Raw genomic sequence first — 16,295 nt, forward strand, 5'->3', positions numbered from 1 at the left:
CAGGAGGGGTGAGATGAAATCTGCAAACAGGAAGTTGTTGGGCGTGGCCGTGGCCGTCGCCTGCATCGGCATGGTGGGCGTGGCGGCGAATGCCTCGGCATCGGAGACCAGGGACCGGCTGCAGCCCGACGCATTGGACCTCGAGCGCCAGGAGCGCGCCATGGACCAGCGCCTGCGCGAGGAAGAGACGCGGCTGCGCATCGAGCGCGCGGCCTATCCTTCGCACTTCGCGCGCGCCTACGCGGCGTATCCGCAGATCCCCCGCGGCACGCTCGAATCCATCGCATACGTGCAGAGCCGCTGGCACAACGTCCGCGCCGAGGATGCCGGTGACATGGGCGACCATCACCACATGCCTGCCGCACACGGCGTGATGGGTCTTTACGCCGGTGACGGTTTCGCCGACCAGGTCGGCGAGGCTGCCGCTCTGCTCGGCGTCCCCATGGAGCGGGTGAAGAACGACCCGGCCACCAACATCATGGCCGCCGCGACGCTGCTCGGCCGCCAGCTGCGCGGCAAGGACGTGCGCGACCTCGAGTCGTTGGCGCCGGAGCTTGCGCGCTATGCCGGCTATTCCGCCGCGCCCGGTGAAGGCGCGATCGACGACTACGCGCGCGCCAGCTTCGCCTTCGACGTGCTGCTGGCGCAGGACCGCGGCGTGGACGAGAAGGGCATGGTCGTGCCGCAGACCGCGGTGGCCTGGGAGCGCGCCTTCGACGTGCCGACGCTGGTGAAGCTGCAGGCACCGTTCGTGCGCCTGGACGTGGAGGGTGACCGCATCGAAGTCGACGGCTTCGCCATCGATCCGGTGAGCGAGCAGCTGGTGCGCACGGCGTCAAAGAAGGACGGCGACGGCAACCTGCGCGCGCAGAGCACCGACTACGGCCCGGCGATATGGAACCCGGCGCATTCCAGCAACTACAACTCCTCGCGCAGCGCCGCGGTCAGCGCGGTCACCCTGCACACCGCGCAGGGCAGCTACGCCGGCACCATCAGCTGGTTCAAGAACTCCACGTCCAACGTCAGCGCGCACTACGTCATCCGCAGCTCGGACGGCCAGGTCACGCAGATGGTGCGCAACGCACACACCGCCTGGCACGTGCGCAACCAGAACAGCTACACCCTGGGCATCGAGCACGAGGGCTACGTCAACAACAGCAGCTGGTACACCACCGCGATGTACAACGCCTCGGCGGCGCTGGTGCGCAACTTCTGCTCGAAGTACAGCGCCATCAGCTGCGCCAGCGCCTACAAGGGCGCGCCCAGCAGCGGCATCAAGGTCCTGCCGACCTCGGTCAAGATCAAGGGCCACCAGCACTTCAGCGGCCAGACCCATACCGATCCGGGTATCAACTGGAACTGGGCCAGCTACTACACGCGGCTGAATCCGGGCTCCGGCGGCAGCACCCGCATCCTCGACTCGTTCGAGGGCAGCGTCGGGCATTTCAACACCGGCCCGGCGTATTCGGGCAGCACGACCGGCATCTCGACGGCATCCACCGCCACCCGCACCTGTGCCACGAGCAGGAACGGCAGCTGCTCGCTGCGCGTGCTGCTCAAGGACAACCGCAACACCTCGGCAAGCTGGGCCGTGCGCCTGCTGTCGGGCGCAGGCAACCCGGGCAGCAACACGGCGCTGACGCGCGCCAACGGCAGTGTCGGCTTCTGGGTGTACGCAGGCGGCAGCGGCATGAGCGTGGCGATGGGCATCGACGACAGCGACGGCACCGAGCGCTCGGTCAGCCGCAGCCTCCCCGCCAACGCCTGGACCTATGTCTCCTGGAGCCTCACCGACGCCGCGCAGTGGAACGCCTGGGTCGGCGGCAACGGCGCGATCACCGCGAGCAGCGTGAAGCTGGATGCGATCTGGCTGTACCACGCCAACACCAGCTACGACATCAACGTCTACATCGACGACGTGCAGGTCAGGAACTGAGCAGGCGCCGCGGGGTCCGGGATGCCCGGGCCCCGCGGCGGCTTCGCGCGCAGGATCAGAAGCGGAAAGTCACGCCCGCCATCGGGCCATGCACCTTGAGCTCGGCGCTGCCGGTGCCGGCGTAGTCGATGTCGGCCAGGCCGGCTTCGGCCGGCGGCACGATGGTGCCGGCGAACCGGTCGCGGAGCTTCAGGCGGAACCAGTCGTAGCCGACGTGGACGCCGAAGCGTTCGGTGACCAGGTATTCGACGACCAGGCCGGCACGTTCGAAGTGGCCGTCCTCGTCGACGAAATCGCCCCAGCCGGCATCCAGGTACTGGCCTTCGAAGTCCACGCGCCAGCGATCCGCCGGGCGCCAGGTCAGCCGCGTGTGGAGGGCGGGGCTCCAGCCTTTGGCTTCGTCGCGCAGGTGCGCCGAGCCGGCGTCGAGCTCGTCGGTCGCGGTCCAGCTGGCGTCGGCCACGGCCTCGAGGTTGACGTGGGTGGCGCCCAGGCCCAGGCCCCATTCAAGGGCTGGCGTGGCCACGATCGCGTATTCGTAGTGCAGCGAGGCCATCGCGAACCTGATCCGGCCCGAGGCGTCCACGGCTGGCAGGGTGAGCGAGTCGCCGGGCGTGGGGTTGATGACGCCGCCGCCGAAGCTCCAGGCATCGTCGTTCTCGTAGTCGTAGTAGCTGGCGCCGATCGACTGCCGGTCGGTGATGCGTACGTTGAGCGCGCCGCGGGGGCGCCAGTCGTCGCCGGTGTCGAGCGTGGCGGCATCCGAGAAGGCCGCGGTGTCGGTGCCGTCGCTGGCTTCGCCATCCACACCCACGCGCAGGTCGGCGCCCGGGTTGAAGGCGCTCAGGCGCAGCGTGAATCGGTCGTCGCGGTCGTTTCCGTCCTGGGCGAATGCAGGTGAGGCGACGGCTGCCAGTGCCACGGCCAGGGCGGCGTGGCGCAGCGGATTGATGGATGAGCGTTGATGCGCGCAGGTCATGTGGGGGCCTTCGCTGTTGGGGGGCATGCAGTGTCGAACGCCACCCGGTGGCCGATGCGTGAACGTTGCGGCGGTTTTCCGGGCGTCATGTCACGTCACGTGGCAGCGGCCTATGCTGTCGACCACATCCGGTCGTTCAACGGGGAGCCGCCCATGGTGTTCCGCATTTCGCTGCTGCTGGTCGTGGCCCTGGCCGTGATCGCCGGGTTCGCGCCCGGTCCGTTCGGGGCGCTGACCTCGGCGGCACTGGCCGCGGTGATCACCCATGCCGGCTGGCTGTACCTGTTGATCGTGTTCCTCACCCTCGTGTTCCTGGCATACCTGGCGTTCGGGCCCTTTGCGCGACTTCGCATCGGCGGACGTGACGCGGAGCCCGGGTTTTCCAGCCTCGCCTGGCTGTCGATGCTGTTCGCCGCGGGCATGGGCATCGGCCTGGTGTTCTGGGGTGCCGCTGAGCCGGTCTCGCACCTGGTCAACCCGCCGGAAGGCCTGCCGTCGGGCAGCCCGCAGGCGGCGCGCGCTGCGATGCGCTACACCTTCTTCCACTGGGGACTGCACCCCTGGGCGATCTACGCGCTGATGGGCCTGGCGATCGCATGGTTCCAGTACAACCGCGGCGGCCGCGGCCTGATCAGCGACCTGCTGCAGCCGCTGATCGGCGACCGCCACCTGGGTTGGATCGGCAAGCTGGTCAACATCGTCGCGGTGGTGGCCACGGCCATCGGCGTGGCCACCACGCTGGGCTTCGGCACCATGCAGATCAGCGCCGGCATGGCGCGTGTGTTCGGCTTGCCCACCGGCCTGGGCATGCAGCTGGCGGTGATCGGCGTGTGCTTCGTGCTGTACATGGCCTCCAGCGCGAGTGGCGTGGACCGCGGCATCAAATGGCTGTCGAGCTTCAACCTGATCCTTGCCGGCATGCTGCTGCTGGCGGTGGCCGTGCTCGGTCCCACGGGTTTCATCTTCGAGATCTTCACCACCTCGCTGGGCAGCTACTTCGACCACCTCATCGAGATGAGCCTGCGCATGGCGCCGTTCTCAGAAAGTACCTGGGTGGCCGACTGGACGATTTTCTACTGGGCCTGGTGGATCTCGTGGTCGCCCTTCGTGGGCTCCTTCATCGCCCGCGTCTCCTACGGCCGCAGCGTGCGCGAGTTCGTGCTCGGCGTGGTTGCGGTGCCGAGCCTGCTCGGCTTCGCCTGGTTCGCCACGTTCGGCGGCGCCGCGCTGTGGGGGGAGATGTTCGGCGGCGCGGACATGGCGGGAGCGCTGGGGCAGGGCTACGAGACCGTGCTGTTCAGCATGTACGCCAGCCTGCCGTTCTCGCAGCTGCTGTCGGGCCTGACCATCCTGCTGCTGGTGATCTTCTTCGTGACCTCGGCCGATTCCGCGGTGCTGGTGCTTGGGTCGATGTCGAGCGAGACCGCCGGTGACCCCACGCTCGCGCGCAAGTTCGCCTGGGGCATCGCCATCGCCCTGATCGCCGCCGCCATGCTCATGGCCGGTGGACTGGAGGCCCTGCAGACCCTGATCACCGTGGCCGCGCTGCCGTTCGCGCTGCTGATGATCGGCGTGATGGTGGGCCTGCAGCGCGTGCTGGGCATCGAGGCCCTGCGGGAGAAGGCCGAGGAGCGCCGCGCCCGCCGCGCGATCGAGGACTGGATCGCCCGTGACCGTGCGCGCGAGCACGAAAGCGACGCCTGAAAAGTCGAAGCCCCGGGGAGTCCGGGGCTTCTGCAGGGCCTGCGTGGATCGACGAGGGGAGCTCACGCAGGTCGCGCACAGGATCAGACAGCGGGATCGCGAAAAGGTTTCCCAGAACACATCGGCCTCACCAGCGCCGGGTCCGTGCCCTTTCCGCAGGCATTCAAGGCCGCTTGCGGCCTGCCAGCGCGCAGGGCACGGACCCGGCGGCCCCGGAAGCCCCCCCTGTTCAGTCGCCCCACTTCTCCCATTGGCCTCGACCCCGGTTCGACTGCTATAATTCCGGGGCTAGATGGGGCCGGTTTGTTTGACCGGCTCCCGCACCATACCCAAGGACGCCATGTTGAATCCCCTTGCCGCAGGTTCGCGGCTGGTGCGGCGCACGATCACCTGGCAGGTGGTCGCGGTCGCCGCGCTGGCGCTTGCGCTGCTCGCAAAGGGATCCGAGTGGTCGCTGGGCGCGGTGGCAGGAGGCGCGGCCGTCACCGCGGGCGGCGCGCTGTACGGCGTGCTGGCGCTCGGTGGAGGGATCGCACCGGCCACCGGCGCGCTTGCGCGCATGGTGCTGGGGCTGCTGGCGAAGTGGGTAGTGGTGATCGCGGTGCTGGTGGTCGCGATCGGCGTGGTGCGGCTGCCGCCCCTCGCAGTGATCGGGGGCGTGATCGTCGCCCTGGTGGCACAGGTGCTGGCCATGGCCAGCGGACATCGAAACGGGAATCCTTGAAATGGCGGCTGCGGCGGACCTTACCCCCACCAGCTACATCCAGCACCACCTGCAGAACCTGACCGCGTCGGTCGGCGAGGGGTCGTTCATGACCCTGCACGTCGATACCTTGGTCAGCTCGGTGGCGATGGGCCTGCTGATCACTTTCCTGTTCTGGATCGCCACCCGCCGCGCCACCGCGGGCGTGCCCGGAAAGTGGCAGGCCTTCGTCGAGATCATGCTCGAGTTCGTCGACCGCCAGGCGCGGGACACGTACCACGGGACCAGCAAGCTGGTGACGCCGATCGCGATCACCCTGTTCTTCTGGATCCTGCTGATGAACATGCTGAAGTTCATCCCGGCGGACTTCTTCGCCGTCCCGCTTGCGTGGGTGGGCGTGGAGTACTGGAAGCCGGTGCCGACGGCGGACGTCAACGCCACCCTTGGCATGTCCATCAGCGTGTTCTTCCTGATGCTGTTCTTCGCCCTGCGTTCGAAGGGCATCGGCGGCTTCACCAAGGAATTCCTGACCGCGCCCTTCGGCAAGTGGATGATGCCGTTCAACCTCATCCTCAACATCGTCGAGTGGATCTCGAAGCCGGTTTCGCTGGCGATGCGACTGTTCGGCAACATGTTCGGCGGCGAGATCGTGTTCCTGCTGATCTGGGTGCTTGGCGGTGCCAGCATCATCGGCATGCTCGGCGGCGCGGTGTTCGGCCTGGGCTGGATGATCTTCCACATCCTGGTGGTCCCGCTGCAGGCCTTCATCTTCATGATGCTGTCGATCGTCTACCTGAGCCTGTCGGAAGACAGCCACTGACGTCCCGGCTCCAGTACCCGGTTCCAGTTCAAGTTCAAGTTTTTCAGCTCCAACTCCAGCTCCACCCCAACCCTTTCGTCCAACCCTCAAAGCACCACGCCCGGAGATAACCATGGAAACCATCCTCACCACGCTTGCCCAGGTCCAGGCCTTCACCGCCCTCGGTATCGGCATCATGGTCGGCCTCGCCGCGCTCGGCGCCGGTCTCGGCCTCGCCATCATGTCCGGCAAGTTCCTCGAGTCGGCCGCGCGCCAGCCCGAGCTGATCCCGGTGCTGCAGGTCCGCATGTTCATCACCGCCGGCCTGATCGACGCCGCGTTCATCATCTCGGTCGCCGTCGGCCTGCTGTTCGCGTTCGCCAGCCCGTTCATCGGTCCGTGGACCGACGCCCTGGCGCGCCTGGCCGGCTGATCGCCTCGCCGCGCCCGGCACGGGCGGCACCTGCCGCCCGCGCCCCGCAGTAAGGCCGGCATGCGCCCCCGCATGCCCCGACCAACACGACAGGCACTGCCATGAACATCAATCTCACCCTGATCGCCCAAGCGCTTTCGTTCGCTGCGCTGATCTGGCTGATCGCCACCTTCGTCTGGCCGCCGCTGCTCAAGGCCATCGAAGAGCGCCAGCAGAAGATCGCCGAGGGCCTCGCCGCCGCCGACAACAGCCAGCGCGCGCTTGCGCAGGCCCAGGACAAGGCGGGCGAGGAGCTCAAGGTCGCGCGCACCAAGGCCAACGAGATCATCGACCAGGCGCACCAGCGCGCCAACCAGATCGTCGAGGCCGCGCGCGTGGAAGCGCAGACCGAGTCGATCCGGCAGAAGGCGCTGTTCGACGCTGAAATCGAGGCTTCGGCCAATCGTGCCCGCGAGGATCTGCGCCGCCAGGTGTCGACGCTCGCCGTCGCCGGTGCCGAGAAGCTGCTGAAGCGTGAGATCGACGCCAACGCCCACAAGGCGCTGCTCGACGAACTCGCCGCGGAGATCTGAGTCCGATGAGCCAGGAGATCACGCTCGCCCGACCCTACGCCCGTGCCGCCTTCGGGATCGCGCGCGACGGAGGCGATTTCGCGGGCTGGTCGCAGGCGCTGGCGTTCTCCGCCCGCGTCGCGGCCGATCCGCAGGTCGCGCCGCTGCTGGGTCACCCGTCGCTGGCCAACGCCGACGCGGTCACGCTGCTGGCACCCGAAGCCGCGTCAGCGCAACAGCGCAGCTTCCTCGCGCTCCTGGCCAGCAACGGCCGCCTGGCCCAGCTGCCGGAGATCGCGGGCCTGTACGAGGACCTGCGCGCCGAAGCCGAACGCATCGTGCGCGCAACGGTGACCTCGGCGGCGGAACTCTCGGAAGCCGAGATGGCCGGCATCCGCGCCGCCCTCGAGCGCCGTTTCGGCACTGTGGTCGAAGTTGAAACCGCGATCGACCCCGCGCTCATCGGCGGTGCGGTGATCAGCGCCGGGGACGTCGTCATCGATGGTTCGCTGCGCGGCAAGCTCGGCCGCCTGCAGACGGCACTGAACCAGTAAACAGGGCCGTTGCGGTCCGGCGATGGCCGGCGCGACGCCACCACAAGATCCACTTACCGCGCACCACCCGCTGGCGCGCACCGAGGAACCGGAAATGGCAAGCACCCAGCTCAACCCCTCTGAAATCAGCGAACTGATCAAGAGCCGCATCGAGACGGTCAAGCTGGCCGCCGAAGCGCGCAACGAGGGCACGGTCACTTCCGTGTCCGACGGCATCGTGCGCATCTACGGCCTGGCCGACGTGATGCAGGGCGAAATGATCGAGCTGCCCAACGACACCTTCGCGCTCGCGCTGAACCTCGAGCGCGACTCGGTCGGTGCCGTGGTGCTCGGTGACTACGAACACCTGCGCGAGGGCGACGTGGCCAAGACCACCGGCCGCATCCTCGAAGTGCCGGTGGGCCCGGAGATGCTGGGCCGCGTGGTCAACGCGCTCGGCGAGCCGATCGACGGCAAGGGTCCGATCGGCGCCAAGCTGTCCGCACCGGTGGAGCGCGTGGCCCCGGGCGTGATCTGGCGCAAGTCGGTCGACCAGCCGGTGCAGACCGGCTACAAGTCGGTCGACGCCATGATCCCGATCGGCCGCGGCCAGCGCGAGCTGATCATCGGCGACCGCCAGACCGGCAAGACCGCGATGGCCATCGACGCGGTGATCAACCAGAAGAGCACCGGCATCAAGTGCGTGTACGTCGCCATCGGCCAGAAGGCCTCGACGGTCGCGAACATCGTGCGCAAGCTGGAAGAAAACGGCGCCCTGGCGCACACCGTCGTCGTCGCCGCCACTGCGTCGGAATCGGCGGCGATGCAGTACATCAGCGCCTACTCCGGCTGCACCATGGGCGAGTACTTCATGGACCGCGGCGAAGACGCGCTGATCGTGTACGACGACCTGTCCAAGCAGGCCGTGGCCTACCGCCAGATCTCGCTGCTGCTGCGCCGCCCGCCGGGCCGCGAAGCCTATCCGGGCGACGTGTTCTACCTGCACTCCCGCCTGCTGGAGCGCGCCGCGCGCGTGTCCGAGGACTACGTGGAGCAGTTCACCAAGGGTGAAGTGAAGGGCCAGACCGGCTCGCTGACGGCGCTGCCGATCATCGAGACCCAGGCCGGCGACGTGTCCGCGTTCGTTCCGACCAACGTGATCTCGATCACCGACGGCCAGATCTTCCTCGAGACCGACCTGTTCAACGCCGGCATCCGCCCGGCCGTGAACGCCGGCATCTCGGTGTCGCGCGTGGGTGGTTCGGCGCAGACCAAGATCATCAAGAAGCTGTCGGGCGGCATCCGCATCGCGCTGGCGCAGTACCGCGAGCTGGCGGCGTTCGCGCAGTTCGCCTCCGACCTCGACGATGCCACCCGCAAGCAGCTCGAGCGCGGCCAGCGCGTCACCGAGCTGATGAAGCAGAAGCAGTACCAGCCGATGTCGATCGCCCACCAGGCGCTGTCGATCTTCGCGGTCAACGAGGGCTTCCTCGACGACGTGGCGGTCAACAAGATCGGCGCGTTCGAAGAAGGCCTGCATGCGCACTTCGACAACACCGCCGGCGAGCTGGTTTCCAAGGTCAACGGCAGCGGCGCCTGGAACGACGAGATCGAAGCGGCGTTCAAGAAGGGCATCGAAGACTTCAAGGCGACCGGTTCCTGGTAACCCCAGCACCCAGAACCCCGTAGCGAGCAGAGCGAGCGAAGACATGGCCGGCGGCAGAGAAATCAAAACCAAGATCAAGAGCGTGCAGAACACCCGCAAGGTGACGCGCGCGCTCGAAATGGTCTCGGCCTCGAAGATCCGCAAGGCGCAGGAGCGGATGAAGGCATCGCGCCCCTACGCGCGTGCGATGAAGCAGCTGATCGGCCACCTCGCACAGGCGAATACCGACTATCGGCATCCGTTCCTGGTCGAGCGGCCCGAGATCAAGCGCGTCGGCTACGTCATCGTCTCGTCCGATCGCGGCCTGGCCGGCGGCCTCAACAACAACCTGTTCCGCAAGCTGCTGGGCGAGATCCGGCAGTGGCACGAGAAGGGCGTCGAGGTCGACGTGGTCACCATCGGCCAGAAGGCGACGGTGTTCTTCCGCCGCTTGAAGGTGGACATGCTGGCCAGCGTCACCCACCTGGGCGACAACCCTGAGGTCGAGCAGCTGATCGGCATCGTCAAGGTGATGATCGACGGCTTCATCGAGGGCCGCCAGGACCGCGTGTTCGTGGTCTACAACGATTTCGTCAACACGATGACCCAGCGCGCGGCCTTCGACCAGCTGCTGCCACTGCCGCCGTCTGACGAGCAGCTGGTGACCCACGACTGGGATTACCTGTACGAACCCGACGCCGAGACCGTGCTCGAGCACGTGCTGACCCGCTACATCGAGTCGCTGGTGTACCAGGCGGTGATGGAAAACATCGCCTCCGAGCACGCCGCGCGCATGGTCGCGATGAAGGCCGCCAGCGACAACGCGAACAAGCTGATCGACACGCTCAACCTGGTCTACAACAAGGCCAGGCAGGCGGCGATCACGCAGGAAATTTCCGAGATCGTCGGCGGCGCCGCCGCGGTCTGATCCATACATGCATGTGGGAGGGGCCAAGTGGCCCGGTCCCGACCAATCGCGGCCATGGCCGCTCCCACAAACAGAAAAAACAGCGAGTTCCAGAGGACTTAAGTGATGAGCAACCAGGGCAAGATCGTTCAGATCATCGGCGCGGTCGTCGACGTGGAGTTCCCGCGCAGCGAAGTGCCGAAGGTGTACGACGCACTGAAGGTCGAAGGCACCGAAATCACGCTTGAAGTGCAGCAGCAGCTCGGCGACGGCATCGTGCGCGCCATCGCGCTCGGCTCGACCGACGGCCTGAAGCGCAACCTCATGGCCAACAACACCGGCAGGGGCATCTCGGTGCCGGTCGGCAAGGGCACCCTGGGCCGCATCATGGACGTGCTCGGTCGCCCGATCGACGAAGCCGGCCCGATCGAGGCGTCGTCCGAGTGGGAGATCCACCGCGACGCGCCGACCTATGAAGAGCAGGCCGCGGCCAACGAGCTGCTGGAGACCGGCATCAAGGTCATCGACCTGATGTGCCCGTTCGCCAAGGGCGGCAAGGTCGGCCTGTTCGGCGGTGCCGGCGTCGGCAAGACCGTCAACATGATGGAACTGATCAACAACATCGCCAAGGCGCACGAAGGCCTGTCGGTGTTCGCGGGCGTCGGCGAGCGTACCCGCGAGGGCAACGACTTCTACCACGAGATGAAGGACTCCAACGTCCTCGACAAGGTGGCGATGGTCTACGGCCAGATGAACGAGCCGCCGGGCAACCGCCTGCGCGTGGCGCTGACCGGCCTGACCATGGCCGAGTACTTCCGCGACGAGAAGGACGAGTCGGGCAGGGGCCGCGACGTGCTGTTCTTCGTCGACAACATCTACCGTTACACCCTGGCCGGCACCGAGGTTTCGGCGCTGCTCGGCCGCATGCCGTCGGCGGTGGGCTACCAGCCCACGCTGGCCGAGGAAATGGGCGTGCTGCAGGAGCGCATCACCTCGACCAAGACCGGCTCGATCACCTCGATCCAGGCCGTCTACGTGCCCGCGGACGACTACACCGACCCGTCGCCGGCGACCACCTTCGCCCACCTCGACTCCACGGTCGCGCTGTCGCGCAGCATCGCTTCGCTGGGCATCTACCCGGCGGTCGATCCGCTTGACTCGACCTCGCGCATGATGGATCCGAACGTGATCGGCAACGAGCACTACGACACCGCGCGCCGCGTGCAGATGACCCTGCAGAAGTACAAGGAACTGAAGGACATCATCGCGATCCTGGGCATGGACGAGCTGTCGGAAGAAGACAAGCAGGCCGTGTCGCGCGCGCGCAAGATCGAGCGCTTCTTCTCGCAGCCCTTCCACGTGGCCGAGGTCTTCACCGGTTCGCCAGGCAAGTACGTGCCGCTGAAGGAAACCATCCGCGGCTTCAAGGGCATCGTGGACGGCGAATACGACCACCTGCCGGAGCAGGCGTTCTACATGGTCGGCAGCATCGACGAAGCGGTCGAGAAGGCCGCGAAGATGGCCGACAAGGCCTGAGGCAGGTAAGTACCCATGACCACCATCCGTTGTGACATCGTCAGTGCCGAGGCCGAGATCTTCCGCGGCGAGGCCACCATGGTGGTGGTCACCGGTGAGCTGGGCGAGCTCGGCATCGCGCCGCGCCACGCACCGCTCATCACCCGCCTGAAGCCGGGCAAGGTCGTGGTCACCCAGGCCAACGGCGACAAGCTGGACTTCGCCATCAGCGGCGGCATCCTCGAGGTGCAGCCGCAGGTGGTGACGATCCTGGCCGACACCGCGATCCGCGCCGACGAGATCGACGAGGCCGCGGTACGCAAGGTCAAGGAAGAAGCCGAGCGCGTGCTCGCCGGCCGCGGCGAGGCGATGGACATTGCCGAGGCGCAGCAGAAGATGGCCGAGGTCGCGGCGCAGTTGCAGGCGCTGGAGCGCCTGCGCAAGAACCTGAAGCACTGACGGCAGGCATCGGCCGCGCCCGAAGCCTTGGCCTCCGTGGACGAACCCCGCACTCATGCGGGGTTTTTCTTTTGGCCGGGCCTCCTGGGCGCTAGCGGCGGTAGACCCAGTGCCTGGAGCCGAGGAAGCCGATCACGCCCAGGCATGCCTCCACCAGCGGCTTCGCAAGCCACGCCCATTTGCGCCCCAACACGTCGTCGATCGCTTCGATCGCGACCGTGCTCAGCAGGGTCATCGCCAGCCACATCGCGATGAAGCGCACCAGCTGGCGCCGGCCGAGCACGTGCTCGTCGCCGGTGAAGGTGATCTTGCCGTTGAGCCAGAAGCCGAGCATCGCGCCGGTGACGCGGCCCGCCACGTTGGCCAGTCCGATGCGCAGGCCGAAGTGGCTGAGCAGCACCATGACGCCCCAGTCGAGCAGCCACTGTATGCCGCCGATCAGCAGGTAACGCGGACCTTGCCTGCGCAACGTCATCGCGCCGGCTCCGGATGTGCTGCGTCCACGCCATTGGCCGGTGGCAGGCGCCACCATTCGACCTCGCCCACGGCGGATTCACGGTGGGCGCCTGACAACGCCAGGCCGGCGTGCTGTGCAGGCGTCAGGCGGTCCGCGCGCAGCACGATGTCGGCGACGCCTTCGCTGCGCCACAGTGCCACCCAGCCCGCGCCGCCGGCGTCGGCGTTCGCGCGGTGCGCCGCAGCCTCCAGCGACGGGTCGTACCAGGACACGGTGCGCGCGGCGGATCCGAACTCCGCCAGCATCGGCACGTCCAGCGCGAGTGCCAGCACGGGGCCCGCGGAACCGTCTTCGGCCGCCCGCCGCTCGCGAATGATCGCGGCCATCAGGCGCGACGGCGCGTATTCGCTGAAGGCAGGCGCATCGCGACCGGCGGCCACCACGGTGTCCTTCACCATGCCGGTGCGGAGCATCCAGTGGCCGTTGGCCTGGAACAGCAGGTTGGCGATGCAGGTGGCTGCCAGCAGCACATGGGCGCTGCGCGGCGCCGCCGCGCGCGCCGCCACCACCAGGGCCGGCAGGGCGAGCAGCAGCGCCGGGTACACGTACCGCAGGTACTGGGTGGCCAGCAGTGGCGCCACCATCATGGCCAGGGCAAGCGCAGCGAGCGCGCGCGTACGGCGTTGCCAGAGTGCCGCCAGCCAGGCGCCCGCAAGCGCGACCAGCACGAATCCGCCGCCGCCCGGGAAGGCCTCGAGGTAACGGCCGGTATCGAACGTCATCCGCCACGGCAGCAGCGGGCCGACGCCGGCATGCCAGCGCGGGTCCCGGAAGGCGCCGCCGAAGTAGGGCGAGGCGAAGACATCGTTCATGAGTGGCAGGAACGGATTGCCGGCGATGAACCAGGCGAAGGCGTAGCTGCTGCCGCCCAGCGCGACCAGCAGGGTGAGTCCGCCCAGCGCGGTGCGCGCGTCCAGCACGCTGCGCTGGCGCCATGCCAGCCAGGGCAACAGGAAAGCGGCGAAAGCGGCCGCGGCAAGCTTGGTGGCCAGCAACAGGCCAAGCAGCGCACACGCCGCAAGCACCATTCTTCGCGAGGGCGTGCTGAAGGCCAGGCACGCCGCCCACGCCAGCGCTGCCGCACTGGGGAGTTCGGTCTGCATGCCGAGCGCGAGCGCTGCGGTCAGCGGAATGCCCGCGTACAGCGCGACCGTCCAGGCGCGCGCGCGCAGGTCGCCGCCCAGCGTGCCCGCCAGGCGCCACAGCGCGCCCGCGACCAGCACCAGCCACAGCGCATTCACTGCTCCGCGGGCCTCGGCGCCGGACAGCAACTGCGGTATCGCCTGCAGCACGTCGGCCGCCCAGGGGGCGAGCGCCCATGCATGGACATCGGGATCCATCCCCAACCGGCCGTCGAGCTGCAGCGACCACGGCAGCAACAGGTGGTAGCCGACGTCGTCGTGCTGGGTGGTCGGGGGCCAGCATGCCGTGGAGGCAAGGCCCAGCACGAGCACCACCAGTGCCATCGCCCGCGGGTCGGCGGCCACCGTGCGTCGCCAGCCTTCGGCGGTGGCGCGCAGCGTGTTGCGGAGCGCGCGCTGCCGCCACGCGAGTAGCGCCAGCAGCACCGCCAGGTAGGTCCAGCGCGTATGCAGCGGCAGGGGCAACATCCACCCAAGCACTCCGGCGCCCAGCGCCAGGCCGGTGATGCACTGCGCGGCTGTCGGAGCCTGCGGCAGCAGCAGGCCGCCAAGGGCGATGCCGGCGGTGGCCATGAGCAGCGTGGCGAGCAGGGGCAGAGGGTCACCGAACCAGGCCAGTGCAAGCAGCCAGGCAAGCGCGAGCCCGTGCGCCATGGCAAATCCGGTGGCGCGCCGCAGACCCCAGGCGAATCCCAGCGCCAGCAAGGCGATCACCATCAACGCGGTGGTACGTGCCGGCACCCACTCCGCGAACATGCCGTGGAACAGCACGCCGCCGGCGCAGGCAATGCCTCCGGCCCACAGCAATACGGCCGGCACATGCCGGGCTGCCGTCTGGCGGCGCGTGGCGGTGCTGGTTGTGCCTGGGGAGGGGGCGGGTGGCGCTGCTCGCGACATCGCGCGCATGCTAGCAGCAGGCACCTTAGAATGGCCGCCGGAACAACAGGCCAGGACGACCATGCCCGCACAGGACCGCCCCGCAAACGAACTCCACGTCGTGATCCTTGCCGCCGGCGAGGGCAAGCGCATGAAGTCCGCGCTGCCCAAGGTGCTGCAGAAGATCGCCGGCAGGCCGATGCTCGCGCACGTTATCGACGCGGCGCGTGCGCTGGAGCCCGCTGCGATCCACGTCGTCCACGGCCACGGCGGCGACCAGGTGCGCGAGGCCTTCGCCGGCCAGTCCGACCTGGAATGGGTCGAGCAGGCACGCCAGCTCGGTACCGGGCATGCCGTACGCGAAGCCATGCCCGGAGTGCCCGACGGCGCCCAGGTGCTGGTGCTGTACGGCGACGTGCCGCTGATCACCGCCGGCACGCTGCACCGCCTGCTCGCGGCCGGGGACCGGCTTGCGGTGCTGGTGGCAGAACTCGACAACCCGCGCGGCTACGGCCGCATCGTGCGCGACTCCGAAGGCAACGTCGGCGCCATCGTCGAGGAAAAGGACGCCGACGCCGAGCAGCGCCGCATCACCACCGTCAACACCGGCGTGCTTGCCGCCGAGGCCACCGCGCTCAAGAACTGGCTGGGCCGGCTGTCGAGCGACAACGCCCAGGGCGAGTACTACCTGACCGACGTCTTTGAAATGGCCGCCGCCGAATACAGCGCCGCGGAGATGGTGTTCGTCGAGGAGGCGATCGAGACCGAGGGCGCGAACGACCCCTGGCAGCTGGCGCAGCTGGAGCGGGCGATGCAGGCGCGCCTGGTGCGCGCGCTGTGCGTCGAGGGCGTGCGCTTCGCCGATCCGGCGCGGGTCGACATCCGCGGCGAGGTCATCGTGGGCCGCGACGTCGAGATCGATGCCAGCGTGATCTTCGAAGGCCGCGTGGTGCTCGGCGACGGCGTGCGCATCGGCCCATTCTGCCGCATCCGCGATGCCGAGTTCGGCCCCGGCACCGAGGTCCGCGCCCACTGCGACATCCACGGCGCGCGCACCGAAGGCGCGGTGCAGATCGGTCCGTTCGCGCGCCTGCGCCCGGGCACGGTGCTGGCCGACGGCGTGCACATCGGCAACTTCGTCGAAGCCAAGAACGCGGTGCTTGGTGTCGGCAGCAAGGCCAACCACCTGAGCTATCTCGGCGATGCCGCGATCGGTGCCGGAGTGAACGTCGGCGCGGGCACCATCACCTGCAACTACGACGGCGCAAACAAGTCCACGACCACCATCGAGGACGGCGCCTTCATCGGGTCGAACGCATCGCTGGTGGCTCCGGTGACCATCGGCCGCGGCGCCACCATCGGCGCCGGCTCCGTGGTCACCAGCAACGCGCCCGAAGGCAAGCTGACCATCGCCCGCGGCCGCCAGCAGACCATCGAATCCTGGCAACGCCCGAAGAAGCAGCCGAAGCAGCCGAAGCAGCCGAAGCAGCCGAAGTAGCCGAAGTAGCCGAAGTAGCCGAGGTAGCCGAGGTGGCCGAGGTAGCAGCCTCGCCACCGGGTCGAAGGATGTTGTGGGAGCAGCTATAGCTGCGATCG

General features: G+C 68.2%; 15 protein-coding genes. 12 read left to right on the forward strand and 3 right to left on the reverse strand.

The annotated features are described in order from the left end of the window. Positions 1-13 precede the first annotated feature (13 nt). The gene (locus ACW7G5_RS00475; protein ID WP_457000875.1) at positions 14-1,936 is read left to right on the forward strand and encodes an N-acetylmuramoyl-L-alanine amidase; all 1,923 of its coding nucleotides are present in this window, start codon (positions 14-16) and stop codon (positions 1,934-1,936) included. A gap of 55 nt (positions 1,937-1,991) precedes the next feature. Here ACW7G5_RS00475 and ACW7G5_RS00480 read toward each other — a convergent pair whose 3' ends face one another. Then, entirely contained in the window at positions 1,992-2,915 is a 924-nt protein-coding gene (locus tag ACW7G5_RS00480) for a hypothetical protein (protein ID WP_457000877.1), read from the reverse strand. Between the two features lie 153 nt (positions 2,916-3,068). On the opposite strand from ACW7G5_RS00480, the gene ACW7G5_RS00485 reads away from it, so the two are divergent. The 10 genes from ACW7G5_RS00485 (at position 3,069) to ACW7G5_RS00530 (ending at position 12,164) form a co-directional block, all read left to right on the forward strand. Beyond that, positions 3,069-4,619, forward strand: a complete 1,551-nt coding sequence (locus ACW7G5_RS00485) for a BCCT family transporter (RefSeq protein WP_457000879.1) — start codon at positions 3,069-3,071, stop codon at positions 4,617-4,619. A 340-nt stretch (positions 4,620-4,959) separates the two neighbouring features. After that, a complete protein-coding gene (locus ACW7G5_RS00490) occupies positions 4,960-5,343 on the forward strand; it encodes a hypothetical protein (protein ID WP_457000881.1) in 384 nt (127 codons plus the stop codon). A 1-nt stretch (position 5,344) separates the two neighbouring features. After that, a complete protein-coding gene (atpB, locus tag ACW7G5_RS00495) occupies positions 5,345-6,142 on the forward strand; it encodes a F0F1 ATP synthase subunit A (protein WP_457000882.1) in 798 nt (265 codons plus the stop codon). A 112-nt stretch (positions 6,143-6,254) separates the two neighbouring features. Next, the gene (gene atpE / locus ACW7G5_RS00500; protein WP_457000884.1) at positions 6,255-6,554 is read left to right on the forward strand and encodes a F0F1 ATP synthase subunit C; all 300 of its coding nucleotides are present in this window, start codon (positions 6,255-6,257) and stop codon (positions 6,552-6,554) included. Positions 6,555-6,655: 101 nt separating this feature from the next. Continuing rightward, entirely contained in the window at positions 6,656-7,126 is a 471-nt protein-coding gene (locus tag ACW7G5_RS00505; protein WP_457000886.1) for a F0F1 ATP synthase subunit B, read from the forward strand. 5 nt (positions 7,127-7,131) lie between these two features. Further along, positions 7,132-7,659 (forward strand): F0F1 ATP synthase subunit delta, encoded by a 528-nt coding sequence (locus tag ACW7G5_RS00510; protein ID WP_457000887.1) that lies wholly within the window; start codon positions 7,132-7,134, stop codon positions 7,657-7,659. Between the two features lie 94 nt (positions 7,660-7,753). Beyond that, on the forward strand, positions 7,754-9,304 hold the full coding sequence (gene atpA / locus ACW7G5_RS00515) for a F0F1 ATP synthase subunit alpha (RefSeq protein ID WP_457000889.1): 1,551 nt from the start codon (positions 7,754-7,756) through the stop codon (positions 9,302-9,304). Positions 9,305-9,347: 43 nt separating this feature from the next. Continuing rightward, on the forward strand, positions 9,348-10,211 hold the full coding sequence (gene atpG, locus ACW7G5_RS00520; protein WP_343256075.1) for a F0F1 ATP synthase subunit gamma: 864 nt from the start codon (positions 9,348-9,350) through the stop codon (positions 10,209-10,211). Positions 10,212-10,316: 105 nt separating this feature from the next. Continuing rightward, positions 10,317-11,726 (forward strand): F0F1 ATP synthase subunit beta, encoded by a 1,410-nt coding sequence (atpD, locus tag ACW7G5_RS00525; protein ID WP_457000891.1) that lies wholly within the window; start codon positions 10,317-10,319, stop codon positions 11,724-11,726. Positions 11,727-11,741: 15 nt separating this feature from the next. After that, the gene (locus tag ACW7G5_RS00530) at positions 11,742-12,164 is read left to right on the forward strand and encodes a F0F1 ATP synthase subunit epsilon (RefSeq protein WP_457000893.1); all 423 of its coding nucleotides are present in this window, start codon (positions 11,742-11,744) and stop codon (positions 12,162-12,164) included. A 91-nt stretch (positions 12,165-12,255) separates the two neighbouring features. Here ACW7G5_RS00530 and ACW7G5_RS00535 read toward each other — a convergent pair whose 3' ends face one another. After that, the gene (locus tag ACW7G5_RS00535) at positions 12,256-12,639 is read right to left on the reverse strand and encodes a GtrA family protein (RefSeq protein WP_457000895.1); all 384 of its coding nucleotides are present in this window, start codon (positions 12,637-12,639) and stop codon (positions 12,256-12,258) included. Continuing rightward, on the reverse strand, positions 12,636-14,642 hold the full coding sequence (locus ACW7G5_RS00540) for a hypothetical protein (protein WP_457000897.1): 2,007 nt from the start codon (positions 14,640-14,642) through the stop codon (positions 12,636-12,638). The genes ACW7G5_RS00535 and ACW7G5_RS00540 overlap by 4 nt, the downstream gene beginning before the upstream one ends. A 139-nt stretch (positions 14,643-14,781) precedes the next feature. On the opposite strand from ACW7G5_RS00540, the gene glmU reads away from it, so the two are divergent. After that, entirely contained in the window at positions 14,782-16,197 is a 1,416-nt protein-coding gene (gene glmU, locus ACW7G5_RS00545) for a bifunctional UDP-N-acetylglucosamine diphosphorylase/glucosamine-1-phosphate N-acetyltransferase GlmU (RefSeq protein WP_457000899.1), read from the forward strand. Positions 16,198-16,295: the final 98 nt, after the last annotated feature.

The organism is Luteimonas sp. A501, assembly GCF_054052085.1.

What these genes read in the sequence shown, in the direction of transcription:
- ACW7G5_RS00475 (WP_457000875.1), top strand. Translation starts at nt 14, where the DNA reads ATGAAATCTGCAAACAGGAAGTTGTTGGGCGTGGCCGTGGCCGTCGCC.
- ACW7G5_RS00480 (WP_457000877.1), bottom strand. Translation starts at nt 2,915, where the DNA reads ATGACCTGCGCGCATCAACGCTCATCCATCAATCCGCTGCGCCACGCC.
- ACW7G5_RS00485 (WP_457000879.1), top strand. Translation starts at nt 3,069, where the DNA reads ATGGTGTTCCGCATTTCGCTGCTGCTGGTCGTGGCCCTGGCCGTGATC.
- ACW7G5_RS00490 (WP_457000881.1), top strand. Translation starts at nt 4,960, where the DNA reads ATGTTGAATCCCCTTGCCGCAGGTTCGCGGCTGGTGCGGCGCACGATC.
- atpB (WP_457000882.1), top strand. Translation starts at nt 5,345, where the DNA reads ATGGCGGCTGCGGCGGACCTTACCCCCACCAGCTACATCCAGCACCAC.
- atpE (WP_457000884.1), top strand. Translation starts at nt 6,255, where the DNA reads ATGGAAACCATCCTCACCACGCTTGCCCAGGTCCAGGCCTTCACCGCC.
- ACW7G5_RS00505 (WP_457000886.1), top strand. Translation starts at nt 6,656, where the DNA reads ATGAACATCAATCTCACCCTGATCGCCCAAGCGCTTTCGTTCGCTGCG.
- ACW7G5_RS00510 (WP_457000887.1), top strand. Translation starts at nt 7,132, where the DNA reads ATGAGCCAGGAGATCACGCTCGCCCGACCCTACGCCCGTGCCGCCTTC.
- atpA (WP_457000889.1), top strand. Translation starts at nt 7,754, where the DNA reads ATGGCAAGCACCCAGCTCAACCCCTCTGAAATCAGCGAACTGATCAAG.
- atpG (WP_343256075.1), top strand. Translation starts at nt 9,348, where the DNA reads ATGGCCGGCGGCAGAGAAATCAAAACCAAGATCAAGAGCGTGCAGAAC.
- atpD (WP_457000891.1), top strand. Translation starts at nt 10,317, where the DNA reads ATGAGCAACCAGGGCAAGATCGTTCAGATCATCGGCGCGGTCGTCGAC.
- ACW7G5_RS00530 (WP_457000893.1), top strand. Translation starts at nt 11,742, where the DNA reads ATGACCACCATCCGTTGTGACATCGTCAGTGCCGAGGCCGAGATCTTC.
- ACW7G5_RS00535 (WP_457000895.1), bottom strand. Translation starts at nt 12,639, where the DNA reads ATGACGTTGCGCAGGCAAGGTCCGCGTTACCTGCTGATCGGCGGCATA.
- glmU (WP_457000899.1), top strand. Translation starts at nt 14,782, where the DNA reads ATGCCCGCACAGGACCGCCCCGCAAACGAACTCCACGTCGTGATCCTT.